Origin of the sequence: Halalkalicoccus sp. CG83 (assembly GCF_037081715.1) — an archaeon.
Taxonomy (GTDB): domain Archaea; phylum Halobacteriota; class Halobacteria; order Halobacteriales; family Halalkalicoccaceae; genus Halalkalicoccus; species Halalkalicoccus ordinarius.
Window position 1 is genome coordinate 1,832,919 of sequence record NZ_JAZDDH010000001.1, and the last position, 12,361, is coordinate 1,845,279.

The following is a 12,361-nucleotide window of genomic DNA, read 5'->3' on the forward strand; positions in this document are numbered from 1 at the left end:
TTCAGGCGTTGGAGAGTGGTACTCATCATGGTCGGGCGTTCGACACCGATCTCAGGACGCCGTCCGTGGGCCGTCAAAATCGCTGATACGGAGCGAAGCGAGGTGGGACGATGAAGCGACGACCCCTCCTCACGACCGGACTGCTCGCCGTTTCGGGCGCCGGCTGCGTCGGGCGGTTCACCGGCGGTGACAGCGAACCGGGAGCGGGCTCGCGGGAGGGGGAAAACGGATCGGCGGACGCGACCGAGACCATCGACGACGGCGAATCGGCGAACTCAGAGCGCGACGTCCAGGTCATCAGGATGGACCGCACCACCGACACGATCGGGACGACCGCAACGATCACCGCGCGAAACCTCGCCTCGGAGACGCTCGATGCCGTCGACGTCACGGTGATCTTCTACGACGAGATCGATAGCGAAATCGGCCCCGGGTTGGGGGGCATTACGGACGTATCTGCGGGCGAGGGGTTCGAGATCACGATCCGTGCCGAAGGGCCACAGTATACCGACGCGGCGGCCTTCGAGATCACCGACTTGACCGTCGAATGAGGACGCCCTCAGTCGGCGAATCGATCGTACAGGAACGTCGCGGGGAACGCCGTCATCCCGTGTGCGAGGATCGATCCGGCGACGACGAGGCTCCCGACGATCCATCCCGTCTGCATGCCGGTATGGCGCACTGACAGCGCCCCGTAGAAGATCGCCGCGACCCCGATCGGGCCGAACCAGCCGACGAACAGCGTCGCTCCGCGGCCGTCGATCGGGGGGATGGCTCACCGAAGCGCGAACAGCATCGGCAGGCGGCGCAGCAACAGAACGGCGACCACGACGGCGACGCCTCGCCAGCCCAAGCCGACCCACGCTGACCACGGGATCATCATACCGAAGAGGACGAACGCCGGAAACGTGAACAGTCGGTTGACCACCTCCTGGATCTGCTGTTCCTCGGCTTCGTCGCTGGAGACGGCGACGTAGTTGTACGCGAGGCCGGCGACGAACACGCCCAGGATTCCGTCACTGCCGAGCAGCTTGATAAACCCGAGGGCGGCGAACGTGAGCGCGACGGTGACGGTCAGTACGGACGTCTTCTCGAGAAAGCGCTCGGAGCTCGCGAACCGTTCGGCCCGTCCGATGGCCACGCCGACCACGAGCCCGAGGGCGATCGCGGCGCCGACCTCCCAGAGTAGCGTCCGCGTGAGCCACTCGACCAGCGCGGTCTCGGTCGATCTGGTGAGCATGAGGATCGCCAGGAAGACGAGGGGATACGCGCCGCCGTCGTTGGCCCCGGATTCGCCCGAGAGGACGTTCCTGAGTCGCTCGGGGATGTTCTCCTCCGCGGCTTCGCCGGTCACGATCGTGTTCGCGAGCACCGGATCCGTCGGGGTGACGATGGCGCCGACCAGCAGCGCGACCCAGACGGGAAACCCCAAGATCACGTACACCACGAGTCCGCTCACGAGCCACATCGCGATCATGCCGGGTCCGAGGATCGTCGCCATCGCCTTCGCCCGCTTGCGGAAGTAGTTCTGGGGGAGCCGAAGCGCGATCGAAGTGACTGCGATCGCGATGGTCAGTCGGGCGACCTGCTCGATGATCGAGAGCGGATCCCCCCACTGGGAGAGATCTACCAGACCGAGTCCGAGCGGACCGATCAGTACGCCGAACCCAACTGCAACCATCGGTTCGGAGACGACGGTATACGTCCCGACGCAACACCCCCGCGCTGAGACTCAACAGGAGAATCAGTCCCCCGATGAGCGCGAGCGAGAGGTTCAGTTGGTCCACATCGCCGGTTCGATAGTTATCCGCATAATTGTTGGGCCGGTGGCCTGAGCGGGGCCAGCCGCTCGTCCTCCGTGCGATTCTGGACTCGGTTATCGGACTAGACGACTGACCAGGATCATCCCCACCCCGTTTCGAGCGGAGTGGCAGCGCGATATCGGATACCGTTGATCAGGTGTCCTCGAGGGCTTCGGACTCTCGGCCCCCCGTTCTGAGAAAATGGAAGACGTAGGTCTGGGCGTAGCCCGCGTGCTCGCCGAACCGTTCGCGGATCGCCCGCGAGGTCTCCCGGTAGGAGCCACGATCGCAGTCGGGGTAGTGCTCCTCGATCGCCGACCGGATCCAGGTGTCCAGCGGGACGGCCTCCAGGTAGCCAAGCGAGAACAGCAGCACGCAGTCGGCGACCTTCTCGCCGACGCCGACGAACCGCGTGAGCCGGTCGCGAGCGTCCTCGTAGGCGCTCCCCAGCGCGTCCTCGGGTCGTTCGCCGCTCGCGACCATCTCTGCCGTCTCCCTGACGTAGGGCGCGCGATAGCCGAGCGAACACTCGCGGAGCTCCTCGACGCTCGCGGCCGCGAGTTGTTCCGGCGTCGGGAAGGCGTGGTAGGTCTCGTCGTCGATCTCGAGCGTGTCGCCGAACTCCCGCGAGAGCGTCACCTGCATTCCGTGGATTCGCCCGACGCGCATCTGGGCCGAACAGATGAACGAGATCAGACACGGAAACGGCGGGTCTCGGACGAGGCGCAGTCCCCGGTGGGTGGCATAGGCCTCCTCGATCAGCGGGTCGTCGGGCGTTTCCTCGATTATCGCATCGAGGTCGTCGTCGAGCCGTAGCAGTCGGCGGAGATGCGGGACGGCGTCCGTCGTCGACTCCCACTCGAGGGAGCCATCGTGCTGGCGCACCCGGATCAACTCGCCGCTCCCGGCGGGGGCGGCCGATCGGGGGTCAGTCCCGTCGACGACCGTGTGATACCAGCCCCCGTCGTCGCCGTCGTACATCAGCCCGTCATCGCGCCGCCAGCAGTACGACTGGCCGCTCTCGAGCGTTAGTCGGAGATCCATCCCGCCGGGGCACTCCTCGATCGGGATCGCGCCGCGTTCCATCGTCCACTGATCGGGAGGGAACGCGCTTGCGAGTTTCGATCTCGGGACCGAGGTAACATTCATACCGCTGGCTGGTGATGTATGACACCATGGATTGCAGAGTCGTCGTCGAGGCCGCAGTCCCGGTGTACGACGTCTCCACGCCGGACGAGGCCGTCCGGATCGCCATCTCGAAGACCGGCGACATGCTGAATCCGGACCTCAACTACGTCGAGATCTCGATGGGTGAGCGGACCTCTCCCAGCGGCGAACAGCTCGAACCGGCGTTCATCGTCGCCGACGAGGCGTTGGTTGCACTGGAGCTCGAGATGACCGTCTTCAACGTCGAGCGCGAGGAGCATGCCTCGCGGATCGCCCGAAAGGAGATCGGCCAGCGTCTCGAGAACATCCCGCTCGAGGTTCTCGAGGTCGAAGTCCTCGAAACCGATGACTCCGACGAGGGGAACGGAACGGACGAGTCTAACGACTCGAACGAGGGAAGCGACGAGTCCGACGCAGGCGACGGCGAGGACGACGTCCTCCCGGAGTTCGACGACCTCCTCGAGTAACGGAGCCGACTGGCGCTCCGCGTTCGTGATCGATCGTACGCGGTGGCTTCGAACGCGGCGTCCGCCGGTCGCCGTCGCTGCTCGATACGGAACCGTCAAAAGGACGGGAACGGGTCGGCCTCAGTCCGCCTGTGCTGCCGTGACCGTTCCAGTCGCCTCTTCGGTTTCGTCGATGTCGCCCGTGATCCCCTTCGCGAGCGCGAAGACGGCCGCCTTGTGGTCGGTCTTCGATTTGTGAATGGACGTCGGTCGCACGCCGAGCGACTCGTACTCGTCGAGATCGACGCCGTTCGCGTTCTGTTCGTAGTGGTTCGATACCTCTGCGAGTAGGCCGTGGAGGTGGATGAGCTCCTGCTTTTTCATGACCACTCGAGAGTTACAGTTGCAGGGTTATATTAGTATCTTGAGTTCCGTTATCATACGTACCAGGACTGATACAACTCCTTATAAATGAAAGGGCTCCGGTCGTCCGTTCGTCGCTTCCGACCGTCGGTCTCAGTCCGCGGCTTCCGCGCTCGCGGTCCCCGCCGGCGTGTTCGTCTCGTCAGCCTGGAGCAGCTCCTTGTACCGGTTTCTGATGGTGACCTCGCTGATGTTCGCGACGTCGCTCACCTCGGCCTGGGTGACCTTCTCGTTGGTGAGCAGCGCGGCGGCGTACACCGCGGCGGCCGCCAGTCCGACTGGCGACTTCCCCGAGTGGATGCCCGACTGCTTCGCGTTGCGGAGCAGTTGGCGCGCGCGGTGTTCGGCCTCGTCCGAGAGTTCGAGGTCCGATGCGAAGCGCGGGACGTAGCTCTCGGGGTCGGCGGGCTGGACCTCGAGGCCGAGCTCCCGGACCACGTATCGGTAGGTCCGGGTCAGCTCCATCCGGTCGATCCGGGAAACCTGCTCGATCTCGTCGAGGCTACGCGGAGTGCCCGCCTGGCGGGCGGCGGCGTAGAGACTCGCGGTGGCGACGCCCTCGATCGAGCGGCCGGGCAGGAGGTCGTCCTCGAGCGCCCGGCGGTAGATCACGCTGGCGGTCTCGCGGACGTTCTTCGGGAGACCCAGCGCCGAGGCCATGCGGTCGATCTCGCCGAGCGCCTGTTTGAGGTTTCGCTCCTTGGAGTTGCGCGTGCGGAAGCGCTCGTTCCAGGTGCGGAGGCGCTGCATCTTCTGGCGCTGGCGGTTCGACAGGGAGTTACCGTAGGCGTCCTTGTCCTGCCAGCCGATATTGGTCGAGAGTCCCTTGTCGTGCATCATCGTCGTCGTCGGGGCGCCGACGCGGGACTTCTGATCGCGCTCCGAGGACTCGAAGGCGCGCCACTCAGGACCGCGATCGATCTCGTCGGCCTCGACGACGAGCCCGCAGTCCGCACAGACGGTCTCGCCGTGTTCGCTGTCCGATTCCAGTCGACCGCCACACTCCGGGCAGGTGAGCTCCGATTCCTCGGTCTGCTCCTCGTCTACCTCGGTTTCGGTGGCCGACTCGTCAGTGTAGGTTCGCTGGTTGATTTTCGTCATGGTGGGATGGTGAACGCGGGAGTGCGCTCCGGCGAGAGAAAATGACCGGAGGACCCGTTGCTTCCTAACAATACGTAACACCGAAAGCTACTTAAAACTTCCGCATGCACCTGAAGTGATCGTTCGGGGAAATCGGCATAGAGAACCGTCGTGGAGGGCCGATGGCGTCGAACGGTTAGTCGACGATGAACTGGCCCGCCGCCTCCTCGACCGTCGCCCGGTCGAGCGCCTCATCGAAGGCGTCGGGGAACCCGATCTCGCCGCCGAGCACGCGCAGGAACGACGCGTGGCGCGCCTCGACGCTGTGGATACTGAGCGCCGGGGGGACCAGTTCGGCGTTCTGGATCGAGGGGGCCGCACCGGCGTACGCGCCGACGCCCGTGTCCTCGAGCACCGCCGCGGTGGCGAGGAACTCGTCGGGGTCCTCGACCGCCGTCCCGAAGTCGAACTCCGGCTGGTCGATCGGCTCGCCGCCAAGGTCCGTGATCACATCGCCGAGCACTTCGACGTGGGTGAACTCGTGATCACGGATGACCTCGAGGTCCTCGAAGACGCGCGCACGGATCGCGTCGCCGGTACCGAACTCGGCCAGTAGCTCCGACTCGAGCAGGCCGGAGCAGCCCAGGTTGTCCAGGCCACGCTGGTAGAACTCGGCCTCGAGGAACTCGAGGGTGCGGGCGTAGTTGAGGATGTCGACGTCGTCCTCGAACTCGCCGTCAGCGCCGTTCCCGTCCTCCATTCCATCGTCACCGTGCTCGTCGGCCGCGACCGATCCGACCGGTCCGCCCAGTCCGAACGCACCCGCCCCGACCAGCGCCGAGGCCGCCATGAACCGTCGTCGTGAGGTGCCGCTTCGTTCCGCCATACCGTCGTTCGTCTTGGTTCTGTCGTCCATGATTGCTGCGCGGTTAGCGCGTATGGACGGTCGCATATCAACTAAAAGAGGTTTTTCCGGGTTCCGTCCATAATTCGACCGGAAACGAACCCGGATGGCGTCTCTCGGTCGACTGCGTCTGTAGAGCCTGAAAGGACTATCCACCGTTCCGCCGAGAGGGCGAGAACCGGCCGGGGCATCGATGCGGGTACCGACGGAATAGGATCGTGCTCGGCGATCGATGGGAGCGGTCATCGTGTGAACTGGACGGGGAGATCCCGTGCTCGACTGCTCCCCGCTGGGTCGGCAGATCCCGCGAAAGGTCTACTCCTCGCCGGGCGCTGCGTCCTCGGTGATCGCGAGGGCGAACGACGCGTTGTCGACCGCAGCCTCGGGCGCGTTCGTCTCGTCGACGTAGCCCACCGTGAAGACGGTGTAGACGTGGCCCGCCTCGAGGTCGATCGCGAACCGTTCGGCGAACGCCCCGTCGTCTTCGCGCGTCTCGATGACCTCCCGATCAGCGGGCACCTCGGCCGAACCGGCCTCGCCGAACGGGAGTCCGTCCAGAAGCGTTCGTTCCCCGCCGTCGACGGTGAAGTCGACGTTCGGCGCGTCCGGCGCGGCGTTCACGCCTCGAACACGCGCGTGATCCCGACGCGTTGGGCTCGCATCGTCCTCCAGAGTAGTGATCCGAAGCGGTTCGTCGCTCACCGTACAGACCTCACCGATGGCCGCGACGGTGTATCGCCCCTCCTCGAACGTGACGTCGTTCTCGAGGACCGCCTCGTCGGGGCCCCTGCCGGCCGGTGTGAACCGGACGGTGTAGGTGCCCGGCGCGTACTCGAGATACTCGGTCTGGGTTGCGAACGGCTCGACGTCCTCGAACCAGAGCTCGTCGTCGACGTAGACGTCGACGACCGGCGCGTCCGGTGAGAGGTGAACGATCCGGGCGCCTGCTTCGGGTTCGGGTGATCGGTCCGACCGGTCCCCGTCGGGAACGGCATCCTCGGTCCCACCATCCTCGTCCGTGGCCGCGGCCGAAGACGGGAGGCCGAGCGCACCGAGTCCCGCGAGCGCGGAACCGACCAGAAACCGTCGTCTGGAGGCCGATCCGACCGCTCGTTTCCCGATCGTCGATTCACTTCCCGCCTCGAATTCGTCGTATTTAATCGTCATGATCGGCGAGCGTGCCGCGCCATCGCGTACACGGACTCATCGACGACGAACGGACGCAAGAGGGTTTTCCGAACTCTCTCCGGAATCTCGCCGGGATGTACGCCGTGGGTACGCACCGGCAACACGACGGACGGGGGTCGATCGGGTCGGAACGGATCGGCGTCGACGATCGACGGAACACGGCGAGAACGGACGAATGGAACACGGGATCCGTCGAGGACGTCAGTCCCAGGTGACCCAGGCGAGGAACGCCAGGGCGACGGTCTCGAGGACGTGCAGCAGCATCATCGCACGCCAGGCGATGCCGGGGACCTCGGCGGCGAACCAGGCCGACAGCGTCGGGTCGAGGAGGTAGTAGTAGAGCGCGCAGGCGTTCTCGGCGAGCAACAGCAGCGAGAAGACGAACAGTCCGAGGGTGTGTTTCGATCGGAACTGGAAGTAGTTGCGCGCCCAGACGTAACCGAGCCCGAGCAGCAACAGCACGTTGACCGCGGCGGAGATCCGAGCCACGGTCGGCCAGAGACCGACCTCGGTCTGGAGGGGAACGAGGTGGACGGCACCGCCGGCTACGACTCCAAAGAGCCCCTCCGAGAACGAGGAGTGCTGTACGGTTCCCGTCCAGTATTCCATCTATGTCACCCCTTTCGTCCACGTCCGGATATACACTTTCCCAAATCTGTCCATACTCACTCCACCCGTTCCATGATCGTCTCGACGACCTTCCAGTGGTGCTGGACCTGGTCGGTCGGGAGGTAGATCGCTCCGTACTCGTCGCCGCTCTTCTCCACGATGCCGTTCTCGAGAAGGACGTCCAGGTGGTGTCGAACCGTGGTGTAGTCGACGTCGAGTTCCTCCGCGAGCTTGTTCGCGTTCCTCGGCCGTTCGTCGATCGCCTGCAGGAGACGAACCCGGTTTGGCCCACCGCGGGTCCCGGTGAGAACGTACCAGAGGACGGCCTCCATTAGGCGTCATGTTTGCGCCTCGGTACGTAAGACCATCGACACCGGCTCATACTGTGAAGAGGTGACCGTCGCGAGGTACCGAGAGGACCCCGAGGCGCGCGCCGGCGTCGAGCCAGCCGTGACCGTAGGAGAACGACGCGAGGGCGTTGACGAGATCGCCCGTTTCCCGGAAATGACGGCCGTCCTCGAGGTAGGAGCGAGCCATCTCGAGGCACTCCGTTGCGCCCTCCTCGAGCGGCGTTTCCTTGGGGGCGGCGGGTTCGGCCGCGTCGAGGGCGTCGGCGAGCAGTCGTTCGTACCGGTCGGTCTTCTCCTCGAGATCGGCGGTCATACGGATGGGAACGGTCCGTTCGCCGGTAAGGACTTCGCTCGACCGTACGGCGTGGACGCCCGAAAGACGACGCAACGTTCGGTACGGCCGATCGGGACGGACGCCTCACCTTGGATCGCTCGAACGAGCTGACGATGCAGCTATCTACGGAGAGGCCCAACCGTTCCGAATGTCACGGCAGAGACACACGCGCCGTGCCGTGATCGCAGCTACCGGAACGGCGGTCGCAGCGGGGACGATCACCGGTCGGTACGTGGGGAACCGTCCGTCCGAAACCGGATCCGATATCGAGTCCGATCCGGACGACGGGCCCGCCGATCTCGATCGCGCTATAGAACGACGAATCGCGCCCGATGCCGTCACCGACCGGGATCTCGAGACGATCTATCCGCTGGTGACGTACAACGACAGGACCGGCTGGTATGACGTCACGATGCCAGTGAACGTGCGGTTCGATCTGACCGGCTCCGAGTACGGAATCGAATCGATCGAGGAACTGCTCGGGATTCGAACCGGTTGGGCACGGATCGTCGCGGCGGCCGGCTCCTACTGGCCGGACAGCGACGCCAAGCCGCCTGACGTATGGGATCCGGCTCGAGACCGACTCGTCGCGCCGGTTGCCAACTACCGCAAGCCGATCGGGCCGCTGACCGAGGGACTCTGTTATCACGTCTACCTCTGGCCGGTACGAGTCGAGGAGGAAGTGGTCGGCGTCGCCGCACAGACACACAAAGACGTGGGGAGCATCCGCGATCACATCGGAACCGATTTCGCCGAAGCCGCAACCCAGTTCGTCTCGCTGTACGAAGCCGAGGGATGGACGGCCATCGACGCCGATTTCGACGCCGGCGTCGACGCCGGGCTCCGGGAGTTCTGGGGGCCGACCGGCGACCGGATACTGATCCCCCCCGGAACGTGAGCTTCGAGTCACGTCCGTTCGTCCCTCCCGTCTCCTTAGGATCACGACGTTCGGTTACGGGTATCGACGGGTTGTGTCTCCGCCTCCATCTTCGTTCCCCGTTCGGGATCGTGCGGTAGTTTCATTGGAACGGGGGTATCCGACGCTAGCGACGAGTAGCGCAGGATGAACGGCGCAGAGAGGAACGATCCTGCCCACAGCCCGATCAGGAGGATCAAGCCCGGGTTGTGACGACGCACGATGAGTGCGCCGGCCAGAAGCAGCCCGAACCCCACTTCAGGGTAGGTGTGCTGGAGGCTCTCGCTCCAATCGAACTCTCTGGACACCTTCCGCGACGGGATCCAAACGGAACGGCCGAGCAGTAGCGCGCCCGTCACCCGCAGACTCATCCCGAGTACGACCAGCGTCTCGAGCGTCGCGGTCGCAAGAAACGCCCGTAGCTCCCGCCGTGCGACGACGCCTCGATGGAAGAAGATGAAGGCGAAGACGAGGGCCGCGAACGCCGCGCTCGGGACCGCGGCGTCGCCGAACGCGGGGAGGATCGTAGCGAGAACGACCAGTCCTAACAGGATCGGCGTGACCGTATAGAACATGATCGGCGTAAGGCAGTTCATTCGGGTACCGATCGAGACGTCGCTCGAGAACAGCAACGGGAGCATCTGTCGGTTGGCTCGTACCCAGCGTACCGTTCGAACGCGGAGTGCGTGGAGGTCGAGCGGAAAGCCCTCGTAGGATCGCTGATCCACGACGATCGTCTGCCATCCCGCCTTGTCGAGCTTCGTGGTGAGTACGAAATCCTCGCAGAGTAGGTGTTCGTCGTATCCTCCCACGTCGAGGACCGCCCGCTTTCGGATCAGCCCCGCCGATCCCCAGTAGGTGTTCTGTCCGTAGACGAGCTTCGTGACCAGCGGCGAGATACGGGTCGACCACTTCACGCCGCGGCCGATGATCCTGGCGAAGGGAGTCGTCGCGAGGTCGGGATGGACCTCCTTGAGCGTCTGGAAGATACCGACGTCCGCGTTCTCCGGATGCTCGGCGTGCTCAACCAATCGGGTTACGTTGCCCGGCGCGAGCATCGTATCCGCGTCCAGGGTGATGAAGTACTCGTACTCGTCGCCGTGTTCGGCGAGCCAATCGTTGATGATACCGCACTTCCCTCCCCGGCCGTTCTCGCGAGTGTATCGCCGCCAGCGGCCGAACTTCCGTTCCGTGTCTATGGCGGTTCTATCGTCGCTGTCGGAGAGAATCCAGTAGTCGACCGGGTATTCGACGGCCCGTTCAGTTTCCTCGAGACAGCCCGGAAGGACGTCGTTGTAGGTGGTGTACAGAACCGCGACGTTGGGTCCGGCGTCCAGGAGGCGCTTTCGATCGAGCGTCTCGCCGGCGTATGCGAAGTGATAGACGAAGTTCGTTAGCAGGAGCGAGAAGGGAAGAAACGCGACCGTAGAAAGCATGAGATACGTGTAATCCAGAAACGTCCGCGGACCGATGAGGAGCCACTGAACGACCGCCAGCACGGCCCAGACGACGCCGACCGTTCCGAGATGGACGCCCCCCTGTAGGAGTCTACTCTGAAGACGAGTCACGAGGGATCGCTACCAGACACATCCCGTATCTGAGGTTTATTTATGTAGGTGCTTATCGCTGCTGTCGGGAGCGTTCTGTATCGACTAGACGGTCCCGCTGGGACGAGTGACGGTAGATGACGGGCTAGAGTCTGGAAACGAAGTCGTGAGAGAAGGAGGCAATCATGACGAGGAGGACGCAAGGTAAATACCACGCGCCCGTAACGACCGTACATGACTGAGTCCCGGGTGGAGATCTACACCAAGAACGACTGTCCGTACTGCGAGAAGGCGAAGGACCTCTTCGACGCGAAGGGCGTCGAGTACGAGGAGTACAACGTCTCGGAGGACGAGGCGTTGTTCGAGGAGATGGTCGACCGTGCCGAGGGCCGACAGACCGCCCCGGAGGTGTTCGTCGACGACGAACTGATCGGCGGTTGGGACGAGACGAGCGCGCTGAACGAGACCGGCGAACTCGACGACCTGCTGGGGATCGAGGCCGAGGAGAACAAGGGCGAGGAGAGCCACCGCCGGCTGATGATCGCCGGCAGCGGCATCTCCGGGCTGACCGCGGCGATCTACGCCGCGCGATCGAACAACGAACCGTTGGTCGTCGAGGGAACCGAACCGGGCGGCCAGCTCACCTTGACCACCGACGTGGCGAACTACCCCGGCTTCCCCGAGGGGATCAGCGGGCCCGACCTGATCAACAACATGAAGGAGCAGGCGACGCAGTTCGGCGCCGACGTGATCAACGGCGTCATCGAGGAGGTCGACGACTCCTCGCGACCCTATCGCGTGCGCATGAAGAACGGCGACGTCTACACGACCGACGCGTTCATCGTCGCCAGCGGGGCGAGCGCCCGAACGCTCGGCGTCCCCGGCGAGGACGAGATGATGGGCTACGGCGTCTCGACCTGTGCGACCTGTGACGGCGCGTTCTTCCGCGACGAGGAGATGGTCGTCGTCGGCGGGGGCGACGCCGCCATGGAGGAGGCGACCTTCCTCACGAAGTTCGCCTCCAAGGTGTATCTGGTCCACCGCCGCGAGGAGTTCCGGGCGGAGGACTACTGGATCGACCGGATCGAGGAGGAGGTCGAGGAGGGCAACGTCGAGATCCTCCGGAACACCGAGGTGACGGAGATCCACGGTACCCCCGACCTCGGCGTCGAGAACGTCACTCTGGTCTCCCATCCCGAGGGCCACCCCACCGAGAGGCTCGACGACCCCGAAACCGAGGAGCGCGAGCTCGACGTCGGCGCGTTCTTCATCGCGATCGGCCACACCCCGAATACGGAGTACCTCGAAGACACGGGCGTGGAGATGGACGAGGAGGGCTATCTGGAGACCCGCGGCGGGACCGGCGGCGGCCAGACCCGGACCGACGTTCCGGGGATCTTCGGAGCGGGCGACGTCGTCGACTACCACTACCAGCAGGCGATCACCGCCGGCGGCATGGGCTGTAAGGCGGCGATCGATGCCGACGAGTACCTCGAGAACCTCGAGCGCGAGGAACGGAGCACCGCGGGCGAGCCCGCGATGGCGGAATCGGACGACTGATCGGGACCTCCCCTCGTTTCTCCGTTCTCAGGAGT

The 12,361-nt window shown here is 64.7% G+C and carries 14 protein-coding genes; 4 read left to right on the top strand and 10 right to left on the bottom strand.

The features are described 5' to 3' along the window. Window positions 1–110: 110 nt before the first annotated feature. Window positions 111–551: an FxLYD domain-containing protein gene (locus tag V0Z78_RS09575; protein ID WP_336344401.1), complete on the top strand. Its 441-nt coding sequence runs from the start codon at window positions 111–113 to the stop codon at window positions 549–551. Between the two features lie 224 nt (window positions 552–775). Here V0Z78_RS09575 and V0Z78_RS09580 read toward each other — a convergent pair whose 3' ends face one another. Together V0Z78_RS09580 and V0Z78_RS09585 are read right to left on the bottom strand one after the other, a co-directional pair. Then, window positions 776–1,681, bottom strand: coding sequence for a cation:proton antiporter domain-containing protein (locus tag V0Z78_RS09580; protein WP_336344402.1), 906 nt, complete (start codon window positions 1,679–1,681; stop codon window positions 776–778). Between the two features lie 274 nt (window positions 1,682–1,955). After that, window positions 1,956–2,888, bottom strand: a complete 933-nt coding sequence (locus tag V0Z78_RS09585; protein ID WP_336344403.1) for a DNA-3-methyladenine glycosylase family protein — start codon at window positions 2,886–2,888, stop codon at window positions 1,956–1,958. An 89-nt stretch (window positions 2,889–2,977) separates the two neighbouring features. Here V0Z78_RS09585 and V0Z78_RS09590 point away from each other — a divergent pair, with 89 nt between their 5' ends. Beyond that, the gene (locus V0Z78_RS09590) at window positions 2,978–3,436 is read left to right on the top strand and encodes a DUF555 domain-containing protein (protein WP_336344404.1); all 459 of its coding nucleotides are present in this window, start codon (window positions 2,978–2,980) and stop codon (window positions 3,434–3,436) included. A 120-nt stretch (window positions 3,437–3,556) separates the two neighbouring features. On the opposite strand, the gene V0Z78_RS09595 is transcribed toward V0Z78_RS09590, so the two are convergent. The 7 genes from V0Z78_RS09595 to V0Z78_RS09625 all read right to left on the bottom strand — a co-directional run bounded on the left by V0Z78_RS09595 (window position 3,557) and on the right by V0Z78_RS09625 (window position 8,282). Continuing rightward, window positions 3,557–3,799: a UPF0058 family protein gene (locus V0Z78_RS09595; RefSeq protein WP_336344405.1), complete on the bottom strand. Its 243-nt coding sequence runs from the start codon at window positions 3,797–3,799 to the stop codon at window positions 3,557–3,559. Window positions 3,800–3,931: 132 nt separating this feature from the next. Then, the gene (locus tag V0Z78_RS09600; protein ID WP_336344406.1) at window positions 3,932–4,939 is read right to left on the bottom strand and encodes a transcription initiation factor IIB; all 1,008 of its coding nucleotides are present in this window, start codon (window positions 4,937–4,939) and stop codon (window positions 3,932–3,934) included. 175 nt (window positions 4,940–5,114) lie between these two features. Continuing rightward, window positions 5,115–5,804, bottom strand: a complete 690-nt coding sequence (locus V0Z78_RS09605; protein ID WP_336344407.1) for a ferritin-like domain-containing protein — start codon at window positions 5,802–5,804, stop codon at window positions 5,115–5,117. Window positions 5,805–6,137: 333 nt separating this feature from the next. Then, a complete protein-coding gene (locus V0Z78_RS09610) occupies window positions 6,138–6,989 on the bottom strand; it encodes a DUF4397 domain-containing protein (protein WP_336344408.1) in 852 nt (283 codons plus the stop codon). A 222-nt stretch (window positions 6,990–7,211) separates the two neighbouring features. After that, on the bottom strand, window positions 7,212–7,499 hold the full coding sequence (locus V0Z78_RS09615) for a hypothetical protein (protein WP_409338733.1): 288 nt from the start codon (window positions 7,497–7,499) through the stop codon (window positions 7,212–7,214). 176 nt (window positions 7,500–7,675) lie between these two features. Continuing rightward, a complete protein-coding gene (locus V0Z78_RS09620) occupies window positions 7,676–7,951 on the bottom strand; it encodes an ArsR/SmtB family transcription factor (protein ID WP_336344410.1) in 276 nt (91 codons plus the stop codon). Window positions 7,952–7,997: 46 nt separating this feature from the next. Continuing rightward, window positions 7,998–8,282 (bottom strand): DUF357 domain-containing protein, encoded by a 285-nt coding sequence (locus V0Z78_RS09625; protein WP_336344411.1) that lies wholly within the window; start codon window positions 8,280–8,282, stop codon window positions 7,998–8,000. Window positions 8,283–8,451: 169 nt separating this feature from the next. Here V0Z78_RS09625 and V0Z78_RS09630 point away from each other — a divergent pair, with 169 nt between their 5' ends. Beyond that, on the top strand, window positions 8,452–9,201 hold the full coding sequence (locus tag V0Z78_RS09630; RefSeq protein WP_336344412.1) for a hypothetical protein: 750 nt from the start codon (window positions 8,452–8,454) through the stop codon (window positions 9,199–9,201). A gap of 41 nt (window positions 9,202–9,242) precedes the next feature. On the opposite strand, the gene V0Z78_RS09635 is transcribed toward V0Z78_RS09630, so the two are convergent. Further along, window positions 9,243–10,787 (bottom strand): glycosyltransferase family 2 protein, encoded by a 1,545-nt coding sequence (locus V0Z78_RS09635; RefSeq protein ID WP_336344413.1) that lies wholly within the window; start codon window positions 10,785–10,787, stop codon window positions 9,243–9,245. A gap of 213 nt (window positions 10,788–11,000) precedes the next feature. On the opposite strand from V0Z78_RS09635, the gene grxC reads away from it, so the two are divergent. Continuing rightward, entirely contained in the window at window positions 11,001–12,326 is a 1,326-nt protein-coding gene (grxC, locus tag V0Z78_RS09640) for a glutaredoxin 3 (protein ID WP_336344414.1), read from the top strand. The last annotated feature ends 35 nt before the right edge of the window (window positions 12,327–12,361 follow it).

What these genes read in the sequence shown, in the direction of transcription:
- V0Z78_RS09595 (WP_336344405.1), bottom strand. Translation starts at nt 3,799, where the DNA reads ATGAAAAAGCAGGAGCTCATCCACCTCCACGGCCTACTCGCAGAGGTA.
- grxC (WP_336344414.1), top strand. Translation starts at nt 11,001, where the DNA reads ATGACTGAGTCCCGGGTGGAGATCTACACCAAGAACGACTGTCCGTAC.
- V0Z78_RS09620 (WP_336344410.1), bottom strand. Translation starts at nt 7,951, where the DNA reads ATGGAGGCCGTCCTCTGGTACGTTCTCACCGGGACCCGCGGTGGGCCA.
- V0Z78_RS09590 (WP_336344404.1), top strand. Translation starts at nt 2,978, where the DNA reads ATGGATTGCAGAGTCGTCGTCGAGGCCGCAGTCCCGGTGTACGACGTC.
- V0Z78_RS09600 (WP_336344406.1), bottom strand. Translation starts at nt 4,939, where the DNA reads ATGACGAAAATCAACCAGCGAACCTACACTGACGAGTCGGCCACCGAA.
- V0Z78_RS09625 (WP_336344411.1), bottom strand. Translation starts at nt 8,282, where the DNA reads ATGACCGCCGATCTCGAGGAGAAGACCGACCGGTACGAACGACTGCTC.
- V0Z78_RS09575 (WP_336344401.1), top strand. Translation starts at nt 111, where the DNA reads ATGAAGCGACGACCCCTCCTCACGACCGGACTGCTCGCCGTTTCGGGC.
- V0Z78_RS09605 (WP_336344407.1), bottom strand. Translation starts at nt 5,804, where the DNA reads ATGGCGGAACGAAGCGGCACCTCACGACGACGGTTCATGGCGGCCTCG.
- V0Z78_RS09630 (WP_336344412.1), top strand. Translation starts at nt 8,452, where the DNA reads ATGTCACGGCAGAGACACACGCGCCGTGCCGTGATCGCAGCTACCGGA.
- V0Z78_RS09580 (WP_336344402.1), bottom strand. Translation starts at nt 1,681, where the DNA reads ATGGTTGCAGTTGGGTTCGGCGTACTGATCGGTCCGCTCGGACTCGGT.
- V0Z78_RS09585 (WP_336344403.1), bottom strand. Translation starts at nt 2,888, where the DNA reads ATGGAACGCGGCGCGATCCCGATCGAGGAGTGCCCCGGCGGGATGGAT.
- V0Z78_RS09610 (WP_336344408.1), bottom strand. Translation starts at nt 6,989, where the DNA reads ATGACGATTAAATACGACGAATTCGAGGCGGGAAGTGAATCGACGATC.